This is a genomic window from Actinoplanes rectilineatus, from assembly GCF_000962825.1.
Lineage (GTDB): Bacteria > Actinomycetota > Actinomycetes > Mycobacteriales > Micromonosporaceae > Actinoplanes > Actinoplanes rectilineatus.
Genome location: NZ_JZKF01000006.1, coordinates 1 through 23,131, shown reverse-complemented (window position 1 = coordinate 23,131; position 23,131 = coordinate 1). Strand labels below are relative to the sequence as shown.

Sequence of the window (23,131 nt, the reverse complement as noted above, 5' to 3'; positions counted from 1 at the left end):
TGGCACGATCGCGGAATGCGAAAAACATTCACGGTCGGCATGCTGCTCGCTTTCGTAGCGGCATGTGGCACCACTCCGGCCGAGTCGAACGCCGCCGATGCACCGGCCGCGTCGGCCCCCGCAACGGCCACAGGCGCTGCGGCAGCGACAGGCACGACGACGGACGCGGGTGCGGCAGCGGACGCCACGGCAACGGCAACGGCAGCGGCGGACACGAACAGTCCCCCGGCGCTGGGTACCGCCCAGCTGATCAAGACAGAGCGCTTCACGGCCACGGTGACGGTCAAGGCCGCCACCGTCGCCGCGGAGACCGGCGATGCCCCCTACGGGATCGACGTCCACGTGGAGCTGACCGAGGGCGCCTGGGGCTACGGCGTGTCCCCGGTCCAGCTCGTCTACGCGAACGGCTCCGCCCACGACCCGATCGAGCACGCGGACACCATCGAGGGCTCCCCTGACCTCGACGCCCCGAACAGCTTCGACTGGCGGCTCTTCTACGATCACCCGGCCGGCGCCGGGGTCGGGCAGGGCGCCCGCGTCACCATCAGCAGCAACGACGGCAAGCCCCTGGCCACCTGGCTGACGTAACCCGCCCGGCTACCAAGGCCCGTCATCCGTCCGGCCCGCAGCCGGACAGATGACGGGCCTACACGTTCCTCAGCGAGCCTCGAGACGGGCCGGTCACGTTCCTCAGCGAGCCTCGAGGCGGGCCAGCAGGGAGAACGCGTTGGGGAGCCGGCCGTTCCAGGCGGCCGCCTCGACGCCTCCCATCCTCCAGAACGGCTCCGGGTATTCCGACAGGTCGACGATGCGGAACCCGGCCGCCGACACCGCCGTCACGATCCGGCCCAGAGTGTGCTGGGACTGGACGGCGCCGCCCGCCGGGAACGAGTCGTTCACGTGGTGCGGGGCGAAGTAGTCACGGTCCGGGCGGATCCGGGGTTCGTCGGCGTCCCAGCTCCACAGCGGGGCGGCCGGGTGCTCGTCGTACACGAAGAGGTGCCCGCCGGGGCGCAGCAGCCGGGCGATGTCGTGGGCCCACTCCCCGAGGTCGGGCATCCAGATGATGCCGCCCTTGCCGGTGTAGACCAGGTCGGCGCTCGCGTCGTCCAGGGGTGCCCCGGGCAGTGCCGCCCGCACGTAACGGCAGGGCAGGCCCAGTTCACGCGCCCGCTGCCCGGCGACCCGGACCGCGGTCTCGCTGAAGTCGAGCCCGATCACCGACCGGGCCCCGGCGTGGACGAGCGCCACGTCGTCGGTGGCGTTCCCGCTCTGCCAGTGGATCACTTCCGGGCCGGCGGCCAGGATGTCGCGCAGCAGTTCCCGTTCCAGCGGGAGGAGCGAGGTGCCGCCGATCGCGACGGCGGAGATCTCGTCGTACTCCCGGACGTACTTCTCGCCGGCGGACTCCCAGGCCCGATGGTTCACATCCATGCCGGGACAGTGACTGACGACGATGCCTCGGGGCAACCGGATTCCCCGGCCTCTCCTACGATCTTGGAATGGCCTTTCACAACCTCAAGCTGGCTCGTTTCGTGTTCGGCCACCCGCCGTCCGGCACGCCCGACTTCGACACCGAGGCGCTGCACAGTGATCCCGCGTTGCGGCAGGCGCGGGATCGCGCGGCGGCCGGCGACTGGATGTCCGCGCGGCAGGTGATCGACGACGCCGGCACCGACTGGGAGCTGCGGGCGACCCGGATCGGCGTGCTGGCCCGGGCGGCCGCCGAGAACGACGGCTGGGTCTACGCCTGGCTGGGCGCCGAACCGGACAACGTGGCCGCCGTGCTGGTGCAGTCGTCGATGCTGAGCCACCGCGCCGGCGAGGCCCGGGGTTCCGCGTCGGCCAAGGACACCACCGAGGAGCAGTTCCGCGACTTCCACCGGCTCTCCCGGGAGGCCGCCGCGGCCGGCCAGCGGGCCCGTGAGCTGGCCGGGCCGGACGACCCGATCCCGTGGGTGGAGGCGCTGGGCACGATGTTCGGCGATCAGATCACCCGCAGCACGTCGTTCGACACGATCTACACCGAGGGGCGCCGTCGCGACCCGCACAACTTCGACCTGCACCGGACCGCGATCGCGTTGCGGTGCGAGAAGTGGTACGGCTCGCACGACCTGATGTTCGGCACCGCCCGCCAGGTCGCCGCGGACGCCCCGGAGGGCGCGCACGCGGTGCTGCTTCCGCTGTACGCCCATTTCGAGTACGCGATGCGCACGTTCGCCTGGGACAGCCGCAGCAAGCAGGCGATGGGGGCGTGCCGGGAGTTCTTCCGCCGGCCGGACGTGCAGCAGGAGCTGGACGGCTGGATCGCCAAGTGGCAGGCCGGCCCGCACAGCCCCGGCCGCCTGAACCACGTCCGGCAGTGGATGGCGCTGTACTACACGCTCGCGGGCCGGCGTGACCAGGCGCGCGACGTCTTCGACGAGATCGGCCCGCACGTCGGCGAACCGGTCACGGCGTGGGCCTGGTTCTGGCTCGGTGACAGGTTCGGCTACCTGCGCGCCTGGTGGTGGGCGCACGGGAAGTAGTCCCCGGCCATCTCGGTGATCCGGTCGGCGGGCACCGGACGCGACCACAGGTATCCCTGGCCGTACTCGTAACCGAGGCCGCGCAGCAGGTCACGCTGCTCCACGGTCTCGATGCCCTCGGCGACCGAGGAGAAGTCCAGTGCTGACGCCATCTGGCTGACCGCGGTCGCCACCGCGGCCTGCCGCCCGACCGTCGTGATCGACTCCACGAAGGAGCGGTCCAGTTTGAGGGTCGTCACCGGACAGGTGAGCAGCAGGCCCAGCGAGCTGGCGGCGGTGCCGAAGTCGTCCAGGGCGAGCCGGACGCCGAGGCCGCGCAGGGCGAGCATCGCCTCGTGGGACTGTTCGTCGTCGAGCACCGCGGTCTCGGTGACCTCGATGCTCAGGCTGCCGGCCGGCAGTCCGGAGTCGGCGAGGGCGGCGGCCACGTCGGCGGCCAGACCGGGGTCGCGCAGCTGCCGGCCGGCCACGTTGACGCCGACGGTCAGTGGTTCGCCGTCCGGGAGCAATCGCCGCCACTCGGCGCCCTGGCGGCACGCCTCGCGCAGCGCCCAGCGGCCGATGGCGACGATCAGCCCGGTGCGTTCGGCGATCGGGATGAACTCCACCGGCGGCACCGTGCCGCGGGTCGGGTGGTTCCAGCGGATCAGCGCCTCCACCCCGGTCATCCGCTCGTCGCTCATCCGGACGATCGGCTGGTAGAGCAGGGTGAACTGGCCCTCCTCGACGGCCTGGCGCATCTCGCGGATCAGCACCGCCTCGGCGTTGATCCGTTCGCCCATCTCCGCCGAGTACGCGACCCACATGCCCTTGCCGCGGCGCTTCGCCTCGTACATGGCGATGTCGGCGTCGACCAGCGCCGGGGCGACGCCGACGCTGGCCCGGGTGATCAGGGTGTGGTCGCTGACCTCGATCGGCTCGGCCAGCCGGCTCAGGATGGTCTCGGCCATCAGCGCGGCGTCGTCCGGGGCGGCACCGGGCAGCACGACGGCGAACTCGTCGCCGCCGAGCCGGGCCACCAGATCGCCGGGGCGGACCGCGTCACGCAGCCGGCCGGCCACGGTCACCAGCAGCTGGTCGCCGGCCGCGTGTCCCATCGTGTCGTTGACGGTCTTGAAGTCGTCGAGGTCGATGAGCAGCACGGTGGCGTCGCCGGGGCGTTCCAGAGCGGCGAGCAGGGTCGCCCGGTTGGCCAGCCCGGTCAGTGAGTCGAAGGACGCCGCCGCGTCGAGCCGGCGGATCAGCCCGGCGTTGTCGTGGAAGGCGACCAGTTGACGCCCGGCGACCAGGCAGGTGATCACCACGACGCCCAGGGCGGCGCCGGTCAGCTGGGACGTCGCGTGGACGGGCAGCATCTGGAAGAACACCGCGAAGGTCACGGCGATCATTCCGTACGGCAGAAGGCTGTACGGGCGGCGCTTGGCGGTGTGGTGTTCCCGGCCGCTGCGGACGAGCACGATCTGGATCCACGGGCCGGCCGCGATCAGCAGGGACGGCAGGAGACGGATCGCGTACACGTACCCGTGCTGGGCGCTCTGGAAGTCGCCCGGCAGGAACGTGCTGACGCCCTGGATCATCGCCGCGATCACCATCGGCCACGCCGCGATCCGCGCCATCGGCGGTTCCTTGATCAGGGCGACCTTGGTGGCGGAGAAGGTGGCGACCAGGACGAGCGCGCCGGTGAGCCCGGCGCTGAGCCGGTCGGTGTGCGTGCCGCCGACCGGGTTGACCGCGTAGCACCAGGCGACCACGCCGCCACCGACCAGCACGGTGGTGGCGTCCAGCCAGAAGACGAAGCGTTCGCGGGCGGTCCGCAGGCCCTGCGGGAAGATCAGGCAGGCGATGACGTTGCTGGTCATGCCGACCGTGAAGAAGATCATCTGCACCGGTCCGCCGGCCAGTGACGGCGTGCCGGGGTCGAGCAGCACCACCAGGCTCTGCTGCAGGTCGCCGATGGTGAACATCGTCCCGGCGAAGCCGATCAGCGTCCAGAACCGGCGGTACCGGTCGTGGCAGAGGCGGCGCAGCTGCCATCCGCCGATCGCCAGGGCCGCGTCCAGCGGGATCTGGAAGATCCAGAACGCCTGCATCTGCCGGACCGGGTGGCCGTCGAGGACGACGAAGAGCGCGCAGCCGATCAGGGTCAGCGCGAGGAGAGCGCGCAGGACGGGGTCCCGGCGCAGCTGGTCCCACGGCTGCACGCTGTTCGGCACCCCGGGACCATCGGGCGGCGCCCGAAACATCCGAGCATTTTCGTCAACAGGACCGTGTCGACTTCCTAAAACATCGTTGATCGTCAATCAATATTTCCTCCCTAACGTCATGGGCAGGCGTCAACCGGACGTCTCGACCCCCGGAGGAACAATGCGACTCAAGTCCACCAGAGCCGCCGCGGTGATCGTCGCCGCCACCGTCGCCGCCACCGCGGCGACGCCCGCCTTCGCTGCTCCGAAGACCGGCACCATCCTGGCCGCGGACAGCCCGAACGCCATCGCCGGCAGCTACCTCGTCACCCTCAAGAACGGGCAGCAGATCGACCAGGCCAAGGCCGACAGGCTCGCCCAGCGCTACGGCGGCAGCGTCGGCAAGGTCTTCGGCCACGCCGTCGAGGGCTACGCCGCGAAGCTGTCCGCCGCGCAGGCCGCCCGCCTGGCCGCCGACCCGTCGGTCGCCTCCGTCGAGGCCGACCAGGTCGTCCGGATCGCCGACACCCAGTCGTCCGCGCCGTGGGGACTGGACCGCATCGACCAGCGGGCACTGCCGCTGAGCGGCACCTACACCTACGGCCCGAGCAGCGGCGTCACGGTGTACGTCATCGACACCGGGATCACGATCACGCACCAGGACTTCGGCGGCCGTGCCAGCTACGGCTACGACGCGGTCGACGGCGACAACGTCGCTCAGGACGGCCAGGGCCACGGCACGTTCGTCGCGGGCGTGGCGGTCGGCTCGACGTACGGCGTGGCGAAGAGCGCGAACGTCGTCGGCGTCCGAGTGCTCGGCAACGACGGCTCCGGCACCACCGCCGGTGTCATCGCGGGCATCGACTGGGTGACCGCGAACGCCGTGGCCGGCCGGTCGGTCGCCAACCTGTCGCTCGGCGGCGGCACCAGCACCACCCTCGACGCGGCGGTCCGCCGGTCGATCACGGCGGGTATCCCGTACACCATCGCCGCCGGCAACTCGGGCGTCAACGCGAGCACCACCTCGCCGGCCCGCGTCACCGAGGCCCTGACCGTGGGCGCGACCAGCAACACCGACGCCAAGGCGTCCTGGTCCAACTACGGCTCGGTGCTCGATCTGTTCGCCCCGGGCGTCTCGATCACCTCGGCCTGGCGCACCAGCAACACCGCCACCTACACCGGAAGCGGCACGTCCTTCTCCGCCCCGCACGTCGCCGGCGCGGCGGCGCTCTACCTGGCCGCCCACCCGGGAGCCTCGGTCACCACGGTCAACGCGGCCATCGTCGACGCCGCCACCACCGGCGTGGTCACCAGCCCGGGCACCGGCTCCCCGAACCGTCTCCTCTACACCGCCACCCTCTCCAGCTGACAGATCATCCTCATCGTGTACGCCGGACGGCCGCTCCCGTGGCCGTCCGGTCGCGTGCGCCGTCCCGTTCCCGCGGATCGGCTCCGCTGTCTCGTTGCCGCGGGTCGCCTGCGCCGTCCCGTTGCCGCGGCAGCAGCCGGATCGCCGGGGCACGGTCGAGGCGCGCGCCGCAACGGCCGAGCAGCACCACCGCCGGGTACCGGTCCAGGTCGCGGGTGACGTCACCGGGCAGCGTGTCCAGCCCGTCCAGAATGATCATCAGTTTGCCCCGGTCGACGAGTTCCGCGGCCACGTCCCGGCGGCCGCCCAGGTGCAGGTCCGCGACCTGCCGCCGGATCCACGGGGTCAGGCCCCCGGCTCCCGGGTCCCAGGACGCGAGGTCCAGCAGCACCGGCACCGGATCGCCGTCGGCGCGGCCGGCCAGCAGCCCGCGCAGCAGCAGGACCGCCATCGCCCGGGCACCCTCCCCCACGATCACCAGACGACGTTCCGGAACCTGACGGAACAGGGCGGCGAGCCGGGCCGCGGCCCGCTCCGGGTCCGCGCCGTCCAGCAGGTAACGCACCGAGGGATCCACATCGGGGGTCGCCGCGTCCGGATGGCTCAGGTCGGCGTCCCGCATCCAGCGCAGGGCGATCGTACCGCCGGCCGGCAGCGGCCACGCGGCGTCGACCGCGGACGCGAGATCCTCCTCGGGCCGACGTACCCGCCACTCCTGGGCGACGATCACCGCCCCGGTCACGACGCTGAGCCCACCGAGCACCGGTTTCCCCCACACCGCCGCGGCCAGGGAACCGAGGCAGACCGCGGCCAGGACGCTGCGCCGCGCGACTCGTGCTCGGTTCGTCTCAACGGGCGGCATGCGGGACTCCTGGGGGTCGAGAGGGTGGCCGGCCCCGCGGAACGGGAAGCCACTGCGAGCATCGAACGAGGTGGATCATGGAAGGGGTGCGGCCATCCACGGTGATTCACACTTGCGGGAGGTCTTGAGCGGGTTGCGGGGGCATAGCAAGCTGGCGTGATGGAGCGGATCCGCAGGACCTGCCGCGGGCTCGGACTGGCCCTGCTGCTGTCCGCCACCGCCCTGCTCCTGGTGCGCTACCGCGTGCACGCGGTGCCGGCCGCCGGGATGTCCCCGCTGATCGGACCGGGTGACCGGATCGTCGTGGACACCTGGACCCACGACGCCGTCCGCGGTGACGTGGTGCTGGTCGGCGACCGGGCCGCACGGGTGGCGGCCACCGCCGGCAGTTTCGTGTCCTGCTGCGACGCCGCCGGCCGGATCCTCGTCGACGGCCTGCCGATGAACGCCGGGCACGGCGCGTTCACCGTCAAGGTCCCGCGGGACCGGCTGTTCCTGCTCGGCGACGACCCTGCCGTGCTCCTCGACTCGCGGGAGGTGGCGGCGGCCGGCGACGGCACGGTGGCCGCCGGCGAGGTGCGCGGCCGGGTCATCGCGGTGATCGGTTCCGGTTCGCGGGCGTCCACGTTGCCCGATCCGGCGGTGCGCACCCTGGTGTGGACGTCCCGTGTGGCCGCGGCCGGCCTCGCGCTGATCCTCCTCGCCGCACTGCCGGTGTGGCGCCGGAACCGGGCCTCATGTCATTGACAGTTGCCGATCACTGAGACACGGCTTATGTTGGGAGCGCTCCCACACCGTCCTCAGGAGGAGCCATGTCCCCATCCCCCCGTTCCCCCAAGATCCGGTCGGCGCTGCTCGCCGCCACCGTCGCGTGCGCCACCGCCGCGGCCGGCGTCGCGCTCACCACCGGGACCGCCTCCGCCGGCACACTGTCCGGCACGCTCTACCGCGACCCGGACAGCGCGGCCGCCCGCTGGGTCGCCGCCAACCCCAGCGACTCACGGACCACCGTGATCAACACCCGGATCGCCAGTCAGCCGGCCGCCCGCTGGGTGGCGAACTTCAACATCAACACCGTCCAGGCCGAGGTCGCCGAGTACGTCGGCGCCGCCAACGCCGCGTCCCAGGTGCCGGTGCTCAGCGTCTACGGCATCACCAACCGCGACTGCGGGGGTGCGAGCTCCGGCGGCGCCCCCGACCTCACCCAATACCAGAGCTGGATCACCAACCTGTCCCGCGGACTCGGCGACCGCACCGTGGTGATCATTCTGGAGACCGACTCGATCGCCCTGCTGACCTGCCTGAACAGCAGCGAGATCAACGCCCGCAACCAGGCGTTGCGGACCGCCGTGCAGACCCTGAAGGCGGCGAACGCCAACGCCAAGGTCTACCTCGACGGCGGGCACTCGGCGTGGAACAGCGCGTCCGACCAGGCCGCCCGCCTGGTCGCCGCGGGCGTCGCGGTCGCCGACGGCTTCTACACCAACGTCTCCAACTTCCAGCCCACGAGCGCGGAGACGGCGTACGGGCGTGCCATCATCAGCGCCCTGAACGGCCAGGGCGTGACGGGCAAACGCCAGATCATCGACACCAGCCGCAACGGCGGAGCGGCCGGCGACTGGTGCGGCGACGACAACACCGACCGGCGGATCGGCCGCTACCCGACCCTGGCCACCGGTGACGACGCCATCGACGGATTCCTGTGGGTGAAGCCGCCCGGGGAAGCGGACGGATGCGCCTTCGCGGCCGGTTCGTTCCAGCCGTCCCTGGCATACAGCCTGGCCACCGGGGTGGCGGATCCGACCACTTCGCCCAGTAGCCCGCCGAGCAGCCCGTCGAGCAGCCCGTCGGCCAGTCCTTCCGGGCAGCCGCCGGCGGGAACCGCGTGCAGCGCCTCCTATCGGACCACGAGCACCTGGTCCGGCGGGTTCCAGGCCGAGGTGACCGTGACCGCGGGCGACGCGCCGATCTCCGCGTGGACGGTCACCTGGACGCTCGCCTCGGGACAGTCGATCAGTCAGGTCTGGAACGGGACACTGGCCACCAGCGGCAGTGCGGTGAGCGTACGCAATGTGTCCTGGAACGGAGCCCTCGCCGCGCGTGCCACCGCGCAGTTCGGCCTCCTCGCGTCCGGCGGCGTCACCACGCCCAGCCTGACCTGCGCCACCGCCTGAAGCTGCGGGCCCGGGCGGTTCGCCCGGGCCCGTACCCGGTCGCCGTCAGCCGTCCGCCGCCGGGCGGCCCGGCGGCCGTGCCGTCTCCTGCCGGACCCCGGGGAGCACCTGCGCGGCGGCACGGAGGACGGACGTCGGCTGCTCAGAGGCCGGGGCAGGCGGTGAGGCTCAGCGACTGCAGGTGCAGGGCCCAGCCGCCGTCCACCTCGACCGCGTTCAGATCGAGGCTCTCGCCGTCGATCGGCCGGTCGTCGAGCAGGTCGACGTCCACCCCGATCCGCACCGGCCGCGGGTCCATCAGGTCGGCGCCGCTCGTGTCGAGATACCACCGGCCGGCCGCCGACTCCCGGGCGAAGCTCTCGGTGGAGACGAACGTGATCTGCCCGGCGAAGGCCGCCGACATCGGCACCAGCGTGAACCGGTTGCCCGGGTCCAAGGTCAGCACGTCGCCCTGTGCGGAGCACCACGCGCCCTGGAAGTCCTCCTCCGGCGGGGCCGCCTCGGTGACCAGCATGGAGCCGGCGACGCTCACGGCGGCCACGGCCACCGCCGCGACGCACAGGCCGGCCAGTCCGAACAGGGCGGAGTACGCCACCCACCGCTTCGTGATCACGACTGGATTGTGGACCTTGCGCCGCCTGTTCCGGGGCGTCTGCGCAGAACCTTCACACTCTCCACACCATCACGGGGCCGCCGCGCGCAGTGCCGACACCTCATGCAGTTGCTCGACGACTGCACGAACGGTCGTACGATGCAAAGTCTCCGGCCGCGACAGAACGTCGATGTGCCGTCCCGCCGGGATGTCCGCGAGCGGCCGCAGCACCACCCCCGGACCCGGCACCCGGATGTACCCCGGCAGCAACGCCAGCCCGGCCCCCGCCGCCACCAGCGCCGCCGCCACGCTGAACTCGTTGATCCGGTGGCGGATCTCCAAGGGACGCCCGGCCGCCGCGGCGACCGCCGCCAGGATGCCCTCCAGCGGGAACCCGTCGTGCACGCTGATCCACGGCTCGGCCGCGACGTCAGCGGTCGCCAGCCGGTCGTCCCCGGCCAGCCGGTGCCCGGTGGGCAGCGCGACGAACAGCGGCTCCTGCATCAGCGGGATGACGCTCACCTGCCCGGCCGGCCACGGCGGACTGTGCGCGAGCCGGTGCGCCACCACCAGGTCGTAGTCGGCGACCAGCGCCGGGTAGTCGGCCTGCGCCACGTCGGCGTCCACGCACCGCACCGGCAAACCGGACCGCAGCAACGGCGGGAAGTAGGTGAGCGCCGCACTGTGGAACGCCGCCACCGTGACCGGCTCGTCCGGATCCTCCAGATATGCCCCGACGGCCCGGTCCGCCCGGTCCAGCGCCTCGAACACGTCGACCGCCGCGGACGCGAGGGCCCGGCCGGCCGGGGTCAGCGCCAGCCGCCGCCCGCGACGTTCGGTCAGCGGCGCCCGGGCGGTCCGCTGCAACGCCTTGAGCTGCTGCGACACCGCCGACGGGGTGATGTGCAGGGCGCGGGCCACGGCGGCGACGCTGCCCCGCTCGCCGAGTTCGCGCAGCAGCCGCAGGTGATGCAGATCCATTAGTATTTACTACACTATCGATTCAGCAGGTGCCTTCTTGTCTTCACGGTCAGGGCGCGGCAGGCTTCCGACCGTGCTACTTCTCGTCGTCGCGGTCGTCTGGGGCAGCAGCTACCTCACCGCCAAGAACCTGACCCTCGCCGCCGGGGTGATCGGCCTGCTCGCCCTCCGATACGCGATCTCCGCCGCGGTGATGCTGCCGTCCCTGGCATTCCGCCGCCCGACCCGACGCACGGTCCGCGTCGGAGTGCTGCTCGGCCTGACCCAGGCATCGGTGCTGGTCCTGGAGACCTACGGCGTGTCGATGACCAGTGCGAGCAACGCCGGCGTCCTCATCAGCCTGACCATCCTGATCACCGCCGCGCTCGACCGGCAACCCGGCCGGTTCCTGCTGGCCGCCGGGGTGGCCGTCGCCGGCGTGATCCTGCTGGTGGCCGGTCCCGGCCTACGGGCGCCGTCGCTCGGCGACGGATTGATGCTCGCGGCGGCGGTGGTCCGCTCCGTGCACGTGCTGCTCTCCGCCCGGCTCACCCGGGGCCTGGACCCGGTCCCGCTGACGACGATCCAGCTGCTGGTCGGCACGGTCCTGTTCGCCCCGGGCCTGGTGCCGGCGGCCCGCGCCTACGGTCCGGCCGAGTGGGGCGGTGTGCTCTACCTGGCGCTGGGCTGCAGCGTGTTCGCCTTCCTGGCCCAGCTGTGGGCGTTGCAGCGCACCTCCGCCGGGCGGGCGAGCCTGCTGCTCGGCACCGAACCGGTCTGGGCGGTCGTCATCGGCGTCCTGATCGGCGGCGAGACCCTGGGCTGGGCGACCACCGCAGGCATAGCGTTGGTGCTCATCGGAACGTACTGGGGACGCAAACTCTCCGTGGAACCCACCCCCGACCCGTCACCGGAACCGTTCGGTGGTGACCGGGACCAGCCCCATGCCACGCACCATCCCGGTCAGCTCCCGCAGCACTCCCCCGACGCTGTCACCGCCGTAGACGGCGCGGTACCCGCCCCCGGCGTCGCCGTCGCGCCCGCCTCCGGTGCGGTGGGGGTCACGCCCACCGCTGTCGGTGCGATGGGGGTCACGCCCACCACTGTCGGCGCGGTGGGGGTCACGCCCACCGCCGTCGGCACGATGGGAACCACGCCCACCGCCGTCGTCCGCACCCGCCAGTGAGACGGTCACGTCGAGCGCCCAGGCCACGCCGTTGCCCACCGTCCGCAACTCCCATCCGAACCGGTCCGCACCGACCTGCCGCCGCCCCCGCGACCGCACCGCCCATTCGGGAGGACGCCCCGCCAGCAGCACCCGGTAGAGCCGCTCCCCCGGTTCGTCCGGCCCCAGCCGCAGCATCGACGCCACCGGAAACCGTTCCCCCGGCGGAAATCCGGCCCTCAGCGCACCCTCGTCAGGCAATCGTTCCCCACCACCGAGGCGCCGATAGACCTCCTCCGCGGTGGTCCGGCTGATCGCCTCGGCCGCGGCGCCTTCTCGTGTACGCAACGCGCGCCCGACCTCCACCCCATCGCTCCACCGTCGGGTGCCCGCCGCCCAGTGCAGTCCACGAAGCCCGACCGCGGTGTGGTCCGCCGCCCGTGTGAACTCCTCCACCAGGATCCCGCCCGCCACCAGGTAGTAGTCCAACTCCCCCCGGCCGCTCCCCACCACCGCGACCGCCCGCTGCGCAACCATGCGCCACACGGTAGTTGCCCCCACCGCCCCACGGCAGCCCCGCAGCCCGCACGCCCACCGCAGCCCCGCAGCCCCGCAGCCCGCACGCCCACCGCAGCCCCGCAGCCCGCACACATCACCGACACGGCAGCCCTGCCATCCGCACGCCCCCAGCGCCCGGGCACCGGGCCTGCAACATGCCCGCGTTCGCCGCACACGGAGACCGCCAACCGCCCAGGGGAAGCCAGACATCCCCACTCGCGTCGCCAAGCCGGGCGTCGATCTCCTCCCGGGGGAGGACCGCGGGTCCCGAACCGGGCGCTATCGTTGCCGCCATGATTCCGGAGAACCCGAGCCCACTCCCCGAGTGGGAGCGTCTCCGGGTTCAGCGTGCCGAGTTCGAGTACGAATCGGTCAAGAAGGATCCCCGTGTCGCCTACGCCCTCTGGTGCGTGCTCGGTCTGATCGGCGGCCACCGCTTCTACCTCGGTGACACCGCACGGTCGATCGCGATGCTCTTCACCTTCGGCGGTCTGGGTGTCTGGACCGTCGTCGACCTGTTCTTCGTCGGCCGTCGTGTCCACGCCGTCAACCAGCGGCGCCGGGCCGCCGTCATGGACCGTTACGGCATCCTGGACCTCACCCCGCCATCGCCGCCCGCAGTCGTCGCGCCTCTCTGACCACCCGCGCCTTCCCTTTCTGCTCCGCCAGCCCGGCGAGCGCATGCCAAGCCGCCACTTCCGCCATCTCCGCCAGCGCGGGCGGTCCCACATCGACGGGTGAGTCGACGGGTGAGTCGACGGGTGAGTCGACGGGTGAGGAAGCCCCGCTCACCGAAGAACCCACGCCCGCGAAGTCAGGCCCACCCGCAGAAACGGCGCCGTTCGCCGGGAAGGCATCGCTCGATGGCGTGGATCCGCCATCCGAGGACGTCTCGCCCTCCTCGGAGGCCGTCTCACCCTCGGAGGAGATGCCGCCCACGGAGGAGATGCCGCCCACCGGCGATGGGCCGGCAGAAGGAGAGTCGCCCGTGGCAGGGGACTCACCGCCGGAACACGACCCGCCCGTAGGGCAAACCTCGCCCTCCGGGACCGCCGACCGCACCTGCGCACCCAACTCCAGCAGGTCGGCCAGCCCGTGCGAGCCGGCCGCCAGGACCGCGGGCACCGCCGCCACGATCACCTCCCACACCGCGGCCGACGCTCCCGCCCGATGCGCGTCGCCCAGAGACTGCACCGCCCGCCTGAGTTTCACCCGCTGGTTCGCCACCAGGTAGCCGAGCTCCGCCCCGACCGCCGCCGCGAACGGCTCGGCCCCCGCCGCCAGCAGCAGGAACGCGTCGACGGCCGCCACCCGGTCGGTCTCGTGCCCGGCGGCCAGCACGTAGGCCAGCCCCGCCGTCAACGCCGGCCCGATCGGCCCGTCACACTCCGCCAGCAGGGGCAGCAGCAAGCCGGGCCCGCGGACGTCGCTGTCGCCCGCGCGGGCCAGCTCGGAGATCGCCCAGGCCGCGCTGACCTCGCGATGATGGGGCAGGGCCGCCGCCAGCACCGAGAAATCCGTGATCCACGGCCCCCGATCCCACTCCGAGACCAGGTAGCGGGTCCACGACACCAGCGGTTCCTCGACCTCGAGTGTCGGGGGCCGTGCCGGGCTCAGATGTGTCACGATCCGCCGCGGTGTCCCTTTCTGCTCCGCGCGGGTGCTCACCGGGTCGGCCAGGCCACCCGCGGCCAGCCACCGCGCGAGGCGCACCCCGGCCGGTGAGGTCAGCCCGTCGGCGACCGCCGGGTCGGTGCCCCGGGGCAGCCGCAGCAGCGCCTGCTCGAAGTCGACCGGCCAGGGCTGCCACCCGTCCTCCTGCGCCCGGCGCAGGCGCGAGACCAGCGTCGCCGCGTCCAGGCTCCCGTTGACCCGGGTGGGTGTCGCCACCAGCATCGGCACCGGCTCGGCGACGAGTCGCGTCGCGATCTCGGCGATCCGCAGGCCCAACAGCCGGTCGGGTGGGCCCTGCACCGACTCGGTCTCCAGGTCACCGGCGCATCCGTCGAGGACCGCCCGGATCACCGCCCCGAGGTGCTGGAACTGGGGCCGCGCCGGCCAGTGGGTCTGCCCGAACTCGCCGCCGTGCCGCTGCACCAGGTTTCGCAGCGCCGACCGGTCCGCCCCGGCGGGCAACGCGACCAGCCCGGCCAGCACGCGTTCCCACCGGACGGCGTCCTCCTCGTGCATCAGGACCGCGATCTCCTCGGCGAGCTCCACGGCCCCGCTGAGCGGCGGCGGCATCACACCCGCCTCGGCGACCGGTGGCAACGAGACGGGCCGCGACGGCGATCCGGGCCGCGCGGACAGGACGGGCCGCAGCAGCGAGCCGGATCCGGGTGACGCCTCGACGGCCGGGGCCGTGCCGACCAGCGCCCGCGCCAGGTCCTGCACGTCCAGAGCCGGGTGGGTCAACGCCACCTCGGCCACCGGCCGCACCACCGCCGGATCGTGCCGCGCCAGCCAACCCAGCTGGGCCGTCACCAGCGTCTTCTCCTTACGGACCAGCACCGCCGCGCTGACCTCGAGCAGCACCTCCACCTCGAGCATCCCGGCGTCGTCGAGCGCCCGCAGCGCCCGCTGCCCGGCCCGGGCGACCGTGGACGGGCCGTCGGTCAGCAGCCGCGCGTAGTCGGCGACGTGCCCGGCCGTCTCGTCCACGGTGGGCTCCAGCTCCTCGTGCAGGTGCAGGAACGGCCGCAGCCGCGGACCCGTGCCGCCCCGGACCAGCCGGTCGACGGTCGCCTCCAGGATCTGCCCGCGGGCCAGCCGCCCGGACGCCACCAGCACCGCGATCTGCTCGGCGGTCGCCAGGTCGAGAAGGTCGAACGCGAACACCCCCGGCAGCAGCAGGTCGAGGAAGGGGCCGGCACCGAGGTCGCGCCCCGACGCCGGCAGCCAGCCGGCGACCACACCCTCGGTGACCGGCGGCATCCGCCCGGCCTCGATCAGCAGGCCCGACACGAGGTCCCACCCGCCGAACCAGCGGTCCTCGGTGCGCAGCCGGGACGCCAGCCGGACGGCCAGGTCACCCGTCCACGCGACGCCGCGGGCCCGGAGCAGCGCGACCGCGGTGTCCGGCGGGATCTGCCCCCAGACCGCCCGCATGTCCCGGCGGCAGAGCAGCGCGGCGGCCCGGGCCGCCGACGGCATCGTGCCCAGAACGATCAGGCCGTGGGCGCCGGCCGGCTCGCGCATCGCCCGCGTCCGCGCCTCGACCTCGGACGCCAGCGCACGCCGCTCCGCCTCACCGGCCGCCGCCAGCAGCGCCGCGACGGTCACGGCATCGCCGCGCCGGGCATGCCGGTCGAGAACCCCCCACTGCAGAACCATGCCGGGAATCTAACGCGGGGGTACGACAACAATCGGAAGATCGATAGCCTGCTGTCCATGAAGCGCAAGCGGTCCCTGCTCCTCATCCCCCTCGTCGTCGGCGCGGTCCTCGTCGCTCCCCAGGCGGCACACGCCGACGACGCCTCCTACCGCACTCTGAGCACCGCGTCCAACCCCGACTGGATGCGCTCGCTGCCGGACTCGCGCAGTCTGTCGGCCCTGTCCATCCCCGGCACCCACGAGACGCTGTCGATCCTCGGCGGCTCGCTCACCCAGACACAGGAGAACTTCGGCGAGAGCGCGGCCACCCTGACCGCACAGCTCACCGCCGGCATCCGCATGATCGACGTGCGGGCCCGGGTGAACTCCGGCAACACGTTCACGATTCATCACGGCGCGACCTATCAGAACGCCAACTTCGACGACGTCCTCACGAAACTGTCGTCGTTCCTGTCCGCGCACCCCGGCGAAACGGTCGTGCTGCGGTTCAAGCAGGAGTGCACCGGCGAAATCGGATCGTGCACCGACGCGAGCGGCCAGAACGGCTTCACCGACATCTTCGACGGCTACACGGCCCGCTATCTCGGACTGTTCTGGGCGCCGTCGGTCTCGCGTACCGCCAAGGCATCCGTCCCCACCCTGGGCGCCGTGCGCGGAAAGGTCGTCCTCGCGGCGATGCACGGCCCGCGCGGCGGGAACTTCGCCGGTTACGGCCTGTCGCAGTTCTCCGGCTGGAACGACGGTTCGTCGACCTACGTCCAGGACAACTACACGGTGTCGAGCGTCGGGGCCATCGCCACCAAACGCGACCAGGTCCGGCGTTTCCTCGACGTCACCAGCGCCGCCGACCCGAGCCTGATGTACGTCAATTTCGCCAGCGGCTCGAGCCTCTTCGCCCAGCCCTATCAGGTGGCCGGGGGTTCCCTCGGTGTGCAGGGCGTCAATCCGTTCCTGCTCATCTATCTGAACGAGGGCCCGGAGGTGCACACCCCGGTCGTCCGCACCGGCGTGATCGTGCTCGACTTCCCCGGTGGCGGCCTGATCGACAAAATCATTTCCCACAACATTTAGGGGTACGCCGAAAGCACACGCCCGCCCCGGCCCGCATCACGCGCGTCCCGTTTCCGGAAGCTCTCCGTCGTCGTGGGACATGACGCCACTCCGGTACCATGTCCCCCGTCCGGCATCTCAGTCGTGGTCCTCGGCGAAGACCATCGCGCCGTGCAGGAACAGGTCGACGAGCTGTTCCACGGTCACCTCCGGCTCGCCCGCGCCGGGCAGACGGCCCCGTCCCATGAACAGCCCGGTGAACGCCGCCGCCACCGCCTCGGCCGGGAGCCGCAGCCGGTCACGATCCGGTTCGATCAGTTCGAGGATCGCCTGCCGGGTGGCCGCCGTCGACGCTGCCCGGTCGAACGCGGCCGCGTGATCCTGCCGCTCCCCCGGCCCGTCGCCGACCGACCGGGGCCGGGCCGGCGCCTGATCACCGCCGTCCGGCACCTGATCGCCGCTCTCCCGCCGTGGACGGGCCGGCCCGTGATCGTCGCGGTAGCCGCCCGGTGGCCGGGGCCGGAACAGGCCCCCACTCGCCACGCTCATCGCCCCCACCACCGCGCCCATCCGCGACAGGTGGGCCTCGAGCGCGTAGACCGCCTCCGCCAACCGCGCCTCGATCGGCTGCTCCAGCGGGATCGACCGTAGCTCCTCCAGCACCGGCGCGGGATCCATCGCCGCGACGATGCAGGCCCGCAGCACCGCGTTCTTGTCGTCGAAGACCCGGAAGATCGTCGCCTCGCCGATCCCGGCCGCCCGCGCGATCTTCGCCGTCGTCACCGCCGCGCCCAGCTCGGCCACCAGCGGCAGCGCCGCCTGCACGATGGTCTCCCGCCGACGCTCCGGACTCATCCCCGCCGCTCGCCGGCGGTCCACTGTGTTCGCCATACCCGTCAAGCTACGGAGTGAGTACTCACTCCGTCAACGCCCACCACGTGCCACACCCGCCCCGGCGCCCCTGACGGCCGCCCGCCCGCCGGTCGCCCCAGGACATCCGATCTTGAACGTTCGACCACACCTGGACGTGGTCGAACGTTCAAGATCGACGGGAAACCGAGAGGTCCACCGGCAGGACGGGCGCGCCACAGCACAGACGTGTGGCAGACGGACGTGCCCGCCGACCGGGGACGGTGGCAGGCTAGGTTGCTGGGGTGACTCTCCTGAATGACGTGGCCGAACGTGACGGCTGGCGCTGCTGGGTGTGCGACGAGCGGGTCGACGCCGACATGTCGGTGAACGATCCCCGCGGCCCCAGCGTCGACAGCCGCACCGCCGACCGCAAGGCCAAGATCGCCGAACGCCTCGCCCACCGCGCCTGCAACACCCGCAAGGGCGCCGTGAAGGTCGTCATCGCCTGGCCGGACCGTCTCCAGGTGATCGAACCCGCCCCGCTGATCACCGTCGCGGAGCGCCTCGAACGCAAGGGCGGCCGCGAGTTGGTGGCCCGCTGCGCGAGCCGCAAGGACGCCCAGGACGCCGCCGACTGGCTCGTCGACCGCTTCTCCCGTCTGGCACCCGGCCTGCCGGTGACCGCTTCCGTCGAACCCGGCGCCGGCCAGTTCCTGGTAGCCCTGGCAACCGGCCGCCGCTGACAGGCCGGTTCTCTCCTGATAGCCCCAGCCACGTTCCGCGGTCAGTCCGCATGGTGACTACGGCCGCGCTGCACGCCCCAGGTCACCACACCCGACGTGGGCGTGGTGATTACGGGCGTGCTGGGCGCCCCAAATCACCACACCCAACCTGAACCGTGGTGACTACGGGCGTGCTGGGCGCCCCAAATCACCACGCGGACGGGGTTGGCAGCCTTGCCAGGGGACGTTTCTAGCGGTTCAGGTCGTGCCTGCGGTGGACCAGCTTCTCCATGAACGTCGCCGGGGTCAGGCGCTTCAGCAGGAACACCGCGGGCGCGCTGCTGCCCACCGCGTAGAGCGGCTCGGGCCGGTCAGCCTCGACGGCCGCAACGATCGTGGCCGCGACCCGGGCGGCGGTGATGCCGGCGCGTTCGTTGCGGTCCAGGGCCGCCACCATGGTGGTGAACTCGGGGGCGTAGACCGAGTCGTCGGCGACGTAACTGGTGCGCCGTTCGCTGATGCCGGTGCTGATCGAGCCGGGTTCCACCGTGGTCAGCCACACCCCGAACGGGGTCAGCTCCTGCCGCGCGCCGTCGCTGAAACCCTTGAGGGCGGCTTTGCTCGCCACGTAGGACGACCGGTACGCCAGCGGGAACGACGCCAGCATCGAGCCGATCATGACGATCCGGCCGTAGCGCCGGGCCCGCATCCCGGGCAGGGCCAGTTGGGCGAGCCGCACCGGACCGTGCACGTTGATCTCGAACAGGCGCCGCAGCACGTCGCCGGGCAGCTCCTCGAACGGCCCGGACTGGCTCTCGCCGGCATTGTTGATCAGCACGTCCACGGTGGCCAGCGGCTCCGCGAGCGCCTCCACCGATGCGGGTGACGCGAGGTCGAGCGCCAGGTATTCCACCCCGGTGATCCGGTGGTCGGCCGGGATCGCGGCCGGCTCCCGGCTGGTCCCGAGAACCCGGTATCCCTTGGCCACCAGGGCCGCCGCCGTCGCCTTGCCGATCCCGGACGATGCGCCGGTGACCAATGCCGTCCTCGTCACCGCTGCACCCTATCCCGCCGCCGGGCCTCCCGGATCCCACCGACAGCCGCTGTGGACCACGGGCGCGGCGGGCGATCACTGTCGGTCGCCACGGCGAGCCGCGGCCCGCACCGCGGCAAGCATGCGCGGCAGACGATCGATGTCGGTCAGCCGCGCCGAGCTACCAACGGCGGGACGGTCCGGTCCGCCGCGGGGGCGGGACCGGTCGTTCTCCCGTACGGCAGAAGACTCAAGCGCGACCGCCCGGGGCCGTGAGCTGACGGCGGGTGAGGTCCTCGAGGATGTCGGCGGTGGACGACGAGCCGAACCGGGTGACGCCGACCGCCGTCATCGCCAGGATCGCGTCCAGGGTGCGCACCCCGCCGGATGCCTTGACCTGCACCTTTGCCGAGACGGCGGAGCGCATCAGGGCGACGTCGTCGACGGTCGCGCCCTTGGGGGCGAAGCCGGTGGAGGTCTTGACGAAGGCGGCGCCGGCCCGCTCGGACGCCCAGCAGGCGGCCAGCTTCTCTTCGTCGGTCAGGTACGCCGTCTCGAGAATGACCTTGACGTGGGCGTCCCCGGCGGCCTTGACGATCGCCTGGATCTCCTGCTCGACGGCGTTGATGTCGCCGCCGCGCAGCCAGCCGATGTTGAGCACCATGTCGATTTCGGTCGCGCCCTGGGCGACGGCGAGTTCGGTCTGGGCCACCTTGGTCTCGGTGGCGCTGTCGCCGTGCGGGAAGCCGATCACGGTGCCGACCTTGACGTCGCTGCCGGCGAGCAGCTGCGCGGTGAGGGGGACGTCGGCGGGGCGGACGCACACCGAGGCGACGTTGTATTTGAGTGCGATCGCGCAGCCCTCGCGGACGTCCTCGTTCGTGAACTCGGGCCGGAGGATGGAGTGGTCGATCATCTTGGCGATCTGCGCGACGGTGAAGTTCATGGGACAGAAAACTACCTGTCTAGACAGCCACCTGTCTAGACAGGTTGCGATCGTGGGTAGGGTGAGGCGCATGTCCGGGGGACCCGATTTCGCGCCGCGCTACTTCCGCATCGAGCAGGCGCTGCGCGCCCGGATCGCGCAGTCACGCCCGCACGACCCGCTGCCCAGCGAGCCGGAGCTGGCCCGCGAACACGGGGTGAGCCGGATGACCGCCCGCGCGGCGGTGACGCAGCTGGTCAACGACGGCCTCGCCTACCGCGCTCCGGGCCGTGGCACGTTCGTCGCGGTGCCCACCGGCCCGCGCCGCGCCGACAACCTGGTCCGGCTCAGCGAGGAGATCCGCAAACAGGGCAAACATCCCTGGTCCCGGGTGGTGCTCGCGGAGCTGCGGCCGCCCACCACGGTCGAGGCCACCCGGCTGCGGCTGCGCACCGGCGACGTGATCGCCATCCACCGCGTGCGGCACGCCGACGAGGAGCCGATCGCGTTCGAGCGCGCGATCTATCCCGGCACGGTGCCCGCACTGCTCGACGCCGACCTGACCGGCTCGGTGCACGAGGCTCTGGTCGCTCTCGGACACACCCCGGTCCGCGGCACGGCGACGCTCACCGCCCAGTCGGCCACCGAGGAGGACGCCGGGCTGCTGCAGGTCACCCCCGGCTCGGCGCTGCTGGTCGAGGAACGCCTGATCCTCGACCAGGACGGCCGGCCGCTGGAGCTGAGCGAGTCACGGTACGCCGGTGACCGGTACCGATTGGACGTGGCTTTCGGCGTGGAGCCCCTCGGCTGAGCCGGAGATGCGACGCTGAGGCATGCGCCTCACCCGTCGCGCGTTACTCACCGGCGGCCTCGGCCTGCTGATCCCGCCACCACCCGGCCCGGACTGGAAAGCCCTGGCCGCCGGCGTCGACGGCGCGGTCCTGCTGCCCGGCCAGGCCGGCTACGACAGTGCCCGGCGGCTCGTCGACCCGCGCTTCGACCGCATCCGGCCACCCGCCGTGGTCCGCTGCTCCGGCGCGGGCGACGTCGCGGAGGCGGTGCGCTTCGCACGCACGTCACGGTTGCCGGTGGTCGTCCGGGGCGGCGGTCACTCGTACGCCGGAGCCTCCGTCTCGTCCACCGCGCTGGTCCTGGACGTCCGCGAACTCGACGACGTCCACGCCGACCCGGCGAGCGGAACCGCCACGATCGGCGGCGGCGCGCTGCTCGGCGACGTCTACCAGCGGCTGCACACCGCCGGGCGGGGCATCCCGTCCGGGTCCTGCGCGACGGTCGGGATCGGCGGCATCACGTGCGGCGGCGGAATCGGCCGGTCCGCGTCCGCGTGGGGCCTGACCTGCGACGCGGTCGTCGCGGCGGAGGTCGTCACCGCGGACGGGCAGCTGCGCACCGTCGACGCCGACCGGGAACCCGACCTGTTCTGGGCACTGCGCGGCGGCGGTGGCGGGGCGTTCGGGGTGGTGACGTCGTGGCGGATGCGGACCTTTCCGGCGGGGACGGGCGGGAGTTTCGTCATGGCGTACCCCTGGGAAGCGGGACCGCAGGTCGCCGCCGGATGGCAGCGGCGGATCGCCGCGGCGCCGGACGAGGCCTGGTCGGTCTGCCGGTTCGTCACCGACGCCGAAGGCCGTTGCGAGGTGCGCCTCGGCGGCCTGGTCCTCGGCGGCGACGCGGACGACGAGGTGGCGGTGCTCGGCCGGGCGGTCGGCCGGGAGCCGGCGTCGGTCACGGTCGAACTGGTGACGTACCCGGAGGTCCCGGCCCCGGTGACCCGCCGTGCCACCGACTACGTGGGCAGCGAGGTCTTCCGGCAGGAGCTGCCGCCCGCGGCCGTCGAGGCGCTGATGGCCGTGGTGGCGCAACGGGCCCGGGACCGGCGGCCGGGCAGCGCCGAGCTGAAACGGATGACCGGGGCGCCCGCGCGGGTGCCGGCCGGGGCTACCGCGTACCCCTGGCGGGATGCCCGGACGGTCATGCAGTGGCTGGTCCGCGGGGTGGACGACGCCACCGCCCGGCCGTGGATAGAGGCGGGCCACCGGGCGATGGCCCCGTGGTCGGCCGGCCGGTACGTCAACTACCTGGAGCCGGGGAGCACCGACTCGGCGGTCTACCACGGCGCGCACCTGGATCGGCTGCGGAGCATCCGCGCCGCGTCGGATCCGGACGGGCTCTTCCGTCACGTTCCGCCGGGCTGACCCGTCCTCGTTGCATGATCAGTCCCTCTGGCAAGCGCGTGCTCGTCGCGCTCCTGGCCGTGACCGCCGCCGTCGTCGGGGTGTGGGCCGCGGCGTTCCCGGTCTCCTTCCACACCGACTTCCCGATCGCCGGGCGCGGCTGGGTGTCGGCGCTCGGTCCGTACAACGAACATCTGATCCGGGATGTCGGCGCGCACTACCTGGGTCTGCTGGTGCTCAGCGTGTGGACGGTGCGGCGGCCCACCCCGGCCGCACTGGCGGTGACCGGCGGCGCGTGGACGGCCTTCAACAGCGTGCACTTCCTCTGGCACGCGCTGCACCTGGGCGTGTTCCCGGTCGCCGACCGGATCGGCAACATGGTCGCGCTCGGCGCCGTCCTGATCGCCTCGCTGCTGCTGCTCACCCCGTCGCGTAAACCGGTCGACACGGCCGCCGTGCCAGAGTAGGAAACGAGGGCAGGTCCGCCGAAGCGAGGAGCATCCGATGCGCCGACTCATGAGTGATTCCCCGGCCACTGACGTGATCTCAGCGAGCGGCGGTCAGGTATCGGTATTCGAAATGGATGAGGTGAAGTGCTGCGGCGACGATGTCGCCGATCCGGCTCGGGCT

General features: G+C 72.4%; 21 protein-coding genes. 12 read left to right on the top strand and 9 right to left on the bottom strand.

What is annotated here, in order from left to right:
• Positions 1-15: 15 nt before the first annotated feature.
• The gene (locus tag WH85_RS52165; protein WP_211275293.1) at positions 16-588 is read left to right on the top strand and encodes a hypothetical protein; all 573 of its coding nucleotides are present in this window, start codon (positions 16-18) and stop codon (positions 586-588) included.
• A gap of 102 nt (positions 589-690) precedes the next feature.
• On the opposite strand, the gene WH85_RS05975 is transcribed toward WH85_RS52165, so the two are convergent.
• A complete protein-coding gene (locus WH85_RS05975) occupies positions 691-1,434 on the bottom strand; it encodes a class I SAM-dependent methyltransferase (RefSeq protein WP_045740691.1) in 744 nt (247 codons plus the stop codon).
• 68 nt (positions 1,435-1,502) lie between these two features.
• On the opposite strand from WH85_RS05975, the gene WH85_RS05970 reads away from it, so the two are divergent.
• Entirely contained in the window at positions 1,503-2,528 is a 1,026-nt protein-coding gene (locus WH85_RS05970) for a hypothetical protein (RefSeq protein WP_045740690.1), read from the top strand.
• Here WH85_RS05970 and WH85_RS05965 read toward each other — a convergent pair.
• Complete coding sequence (locus tag WH85_RS05965) at positions 2,492-4,741, bottom strand: putative bifunctional diguanylate cyclase/phosphodiesterase (RefSeq protein ID WP_052720184.1); 2,250 nt, start codon at positions 4,739-4,741, stop codon at positions 2,492-2,494. The genes WH85_RS05970 and WH85_RS05965 overlap by 37 nt on opposite strands.
• Positions 4,742-4,892: 151 nt before the next feature.
• Between WH85_RS05965 and WH85_RS05960 the strand changes: the two genes are divergently transcribed.
• Positions 4,893-6,080 (top strand): S8 family peptidase, encoded by a 1,188-nt coding sequence (locus WH85_RS05960; RefSeq protein WP_045740688.1) that lies wholly within the window; start codon positions 4,893-4,895, stop codon positions 6,078-6,080.
• Positions 6,081-6,090: 10 nt separating this feature from the next.
• On the opposite strand, the gene WH85_RS05955 is transcribed toward WH85_RS05960, so the two are convergent.
• Positions 6,091-6,942, bottom strand: coding sequence for a hypothetical protein (locus WH85_RS05955; protein ID WP_045740687.1), 852 nt, complete (start codon positions 6,940-6,942; stop codon positions 6,091-6,093).
• A gap of 159 nt (positions 6,943-7,101) precedes the next feature.
• Between WH85_RS05955 and WH85_RS05950 the strand changes: the two genes are divergently transcribed.
• Positions 7,102-7,689 (top strand): S26 family signal peptidase, encoded by a 588-nt coding sequence (locus WH85_RS05950; RefSeq protein ID WP_045740686.1) that lies wholly within the window; start codon positions 7,102-7,104, stop codon positions 7,687-7,689.
• Positions 7,690-7,754: 65 nt separating this feature from the next.
• Positions 7,755-9,116, top strand: coding sequence for a glycoside hydrolase family 6 protein (locus tag WH85_RS05945; RefSeq protein ID WP_045740685.1), 1,362 nt, complete (start codon positions 7,755-7,757; stop codon positions 9,114-9,116).
• A 142-nt stretch (positions 9,117-9,258) separates the two neighbouring features.
• Here the strand turns inward: WH85_RS05945 and WH85_RS05940 are convergent, their stop codons facing one another.
• Both WH85_RS05940 and WH85_RS05935 read right to left on the bottom strand, forming a co-directional pair.
• On the bottom strand, positions 9,259-9,729 hold the full coding sequence (locus WH85_RS05940) for a hypothetical protein (RefSeq protein ID WP_045740684.1): 471 nt from the start codon (positions 9,727-9,729) through the stop codon (positions 9,259-9,261).
• A 69-nt stretch (positions 9,730-9,798) separates the two neighbouring features.
• Positions 9,799-10,689 (bottom strand): LysR family transcriptional regulator, encoded by an 891-nt coding sequence (locus tag WH85_RS05935; protein ID WP_045740683.1) that lies wholly within the window; start codon positions 10,687-10,689, stop codon positions 9,799-9,801.
• 73 nt (positions 10,690-10,762) lie between these two features.
• Between WH85_RS05935 and WH85_RS05930 the strand changes: the two genes are divergently transcribed.
• Positions 10,763-11,854 carry a DMT family transporter gene (locus WH85_RS05930; protein WP_063775465.1) on the top strand — a complete coding sequence of 364 codons (1,092 nt, stop codon included), beginning with the start codon at positions 10,763-10,765 and terminating at the stop codon, positions 11,852-11,854.
• An 830-nt stretch (positions 11,855-12,684) separates the two neighbouring features.
• Positions 12,685-13,029 (top strand): TM2 domain-containing protein, encoded by a 345-nt coding sequence (locus WH85_RS05925; protein WP_045740682.1) that lies wholly within the window; start codon positions 12,685-12,687, stop codon positions 13,027-13,029.
• Here WH85_RS05925 and WH85_RS05920 read toward each other — a convergent pair.
• A complete protein-coding gene (locus WH85_RS05920) occupies positions 12,989-15,724 on the bottom strand; it encodes a hypothetical protein (RefSeq protein ID WP_157410801.1) in 2,736 nt (911 codons plus the stop codon). The genes WH85_RS05925 and WH85_RS05920 overlap by 41 nt on opposite strands.
• A 57-nt stretch (positions 15,725-15,781) precedes the next feature.
• On the opposite strand from WH85_RS05920, the gene WH85_RS05915 reads away from it, so the two are divergent.
• On the top strand, positions 15,782-16,795 hold the full coding sequence (locus WH85_RS05915) for a phosphatidylinositol-specific phospholipase C (protein ID WP_045740950.1): 1,014 nt from the start codon (positions 15,782-15,784) through the stop codon (positions 16,793-16,795).
• Between the two features lie 117 nt (positions 16,796-16,912).
• Here the strand turns inward: WH85_RS05915 and WH85_RS05910 are convergent, their stop codons facing one another.
• Positions 16,913-17,665 (bottom strand): TetR/AcrR family transcriptional regulator, encoded by a 753-nt coding sequence (locus tag WH85_RS05910; RefSeq protein WP_045740680.1) that lies wholly within the window; start codon positions 17,663-17,665, stop codon positions 16,913-16,915.
• A gap of 263 nt (positions 17,666-17,928) precedes the next feature.
• On the opposite strand from WH85_RS05910, the gene WH85_RS05905 reads away from it, so the two are divergent.
• Positions 17,929-18,369, top strand: a complete 441-nt coding sequence (locus WH85_RS05905; RefSeq protein ID WP_045740679.1) for a hypothetical protein — start codon at positions 17,929-17,931, stop codon at positions 18,367-18,369.
• Between the two features lie 229 nt (positions 18,370-18,598).
• Here WH85_RS05905 and WH85_RS05900 read toward each other — a convergent pair whose 3' ends face one another.
• Both WH85_RS05900 and deoC read right to left on the bottom strand, forming a co-directional pair.
• Positions 18,599-19,402 carry an SDR family oxidoreductase gene (locus WH85_RS05900; RefSeq protein WP_045740678.1) on the bottom strand — a complete coding sequence of 268 codons (804 nt, stop codon included), beginning with the start codon at positions 19,400-19,402 and terminating at the stop codon, positions 18,599-18,601.
• Positions 19,403-19,631: 229 nt separating this feature from the next.
• Positions 19,632-20,327, bottom strand: a complete 696-nt coding sequence (deoC, locus tag WH85_RS05895; protein WP_045740677.1) for a deoxyribose-phosphate aldolase — start codon at positions 20,325-20,327, stop codon at positions 19,632-19,634.
• Between the two features lie 70 nt (positions 20,328-20,397).
• Here deoC and WH85_RS05890 point away from each other — a divergent pair, with 70 nt between their 5' ends.
• From WH85_RS05890 to WH85_RS05880, 3 genes are read left to right on the top strand one after another with little or no spacing between them, the layout of a single operon-like run.
• Positions 20,398-21,117 (top strand): GntR family transcriptional regulator, encoded by a 720-nt coding sequence (locus tag WH85_RS05890; RefSeq protein WP_045740676.1) that lies wholly within the window; start codon positions 20,398-20,400, stop codon positions 21,115-21,117.
• A gap of 22 nt (positions 21,118-21,139) precedes the next feature.
• Positions 21,140-22,522: an FAD-binding oxidoreductase gene (locus WH85_RS05885; RefSeq protein WP_052720183.1), complete on the top strand. Its 1,383-nt coding sequence runs from the start codon at positions 21,140-21,142 to the stop codon at positions 22,520-22,522.
• 14 nt (positions 22,523-22,536) lie between these two features.
• Positions 22,537-22,968, top strand: a complete 432-nt coding sequence (locus WH85_RS05880) for a hypothetical protein (RefSeq protein WP_045740675.1) — start codon at positions 22,537-22,539, stop codon at positions 22,966-22,968.
• The last annotated feature ends 163 nt before the right edge of the window (positions 22,969-23,131 follow it).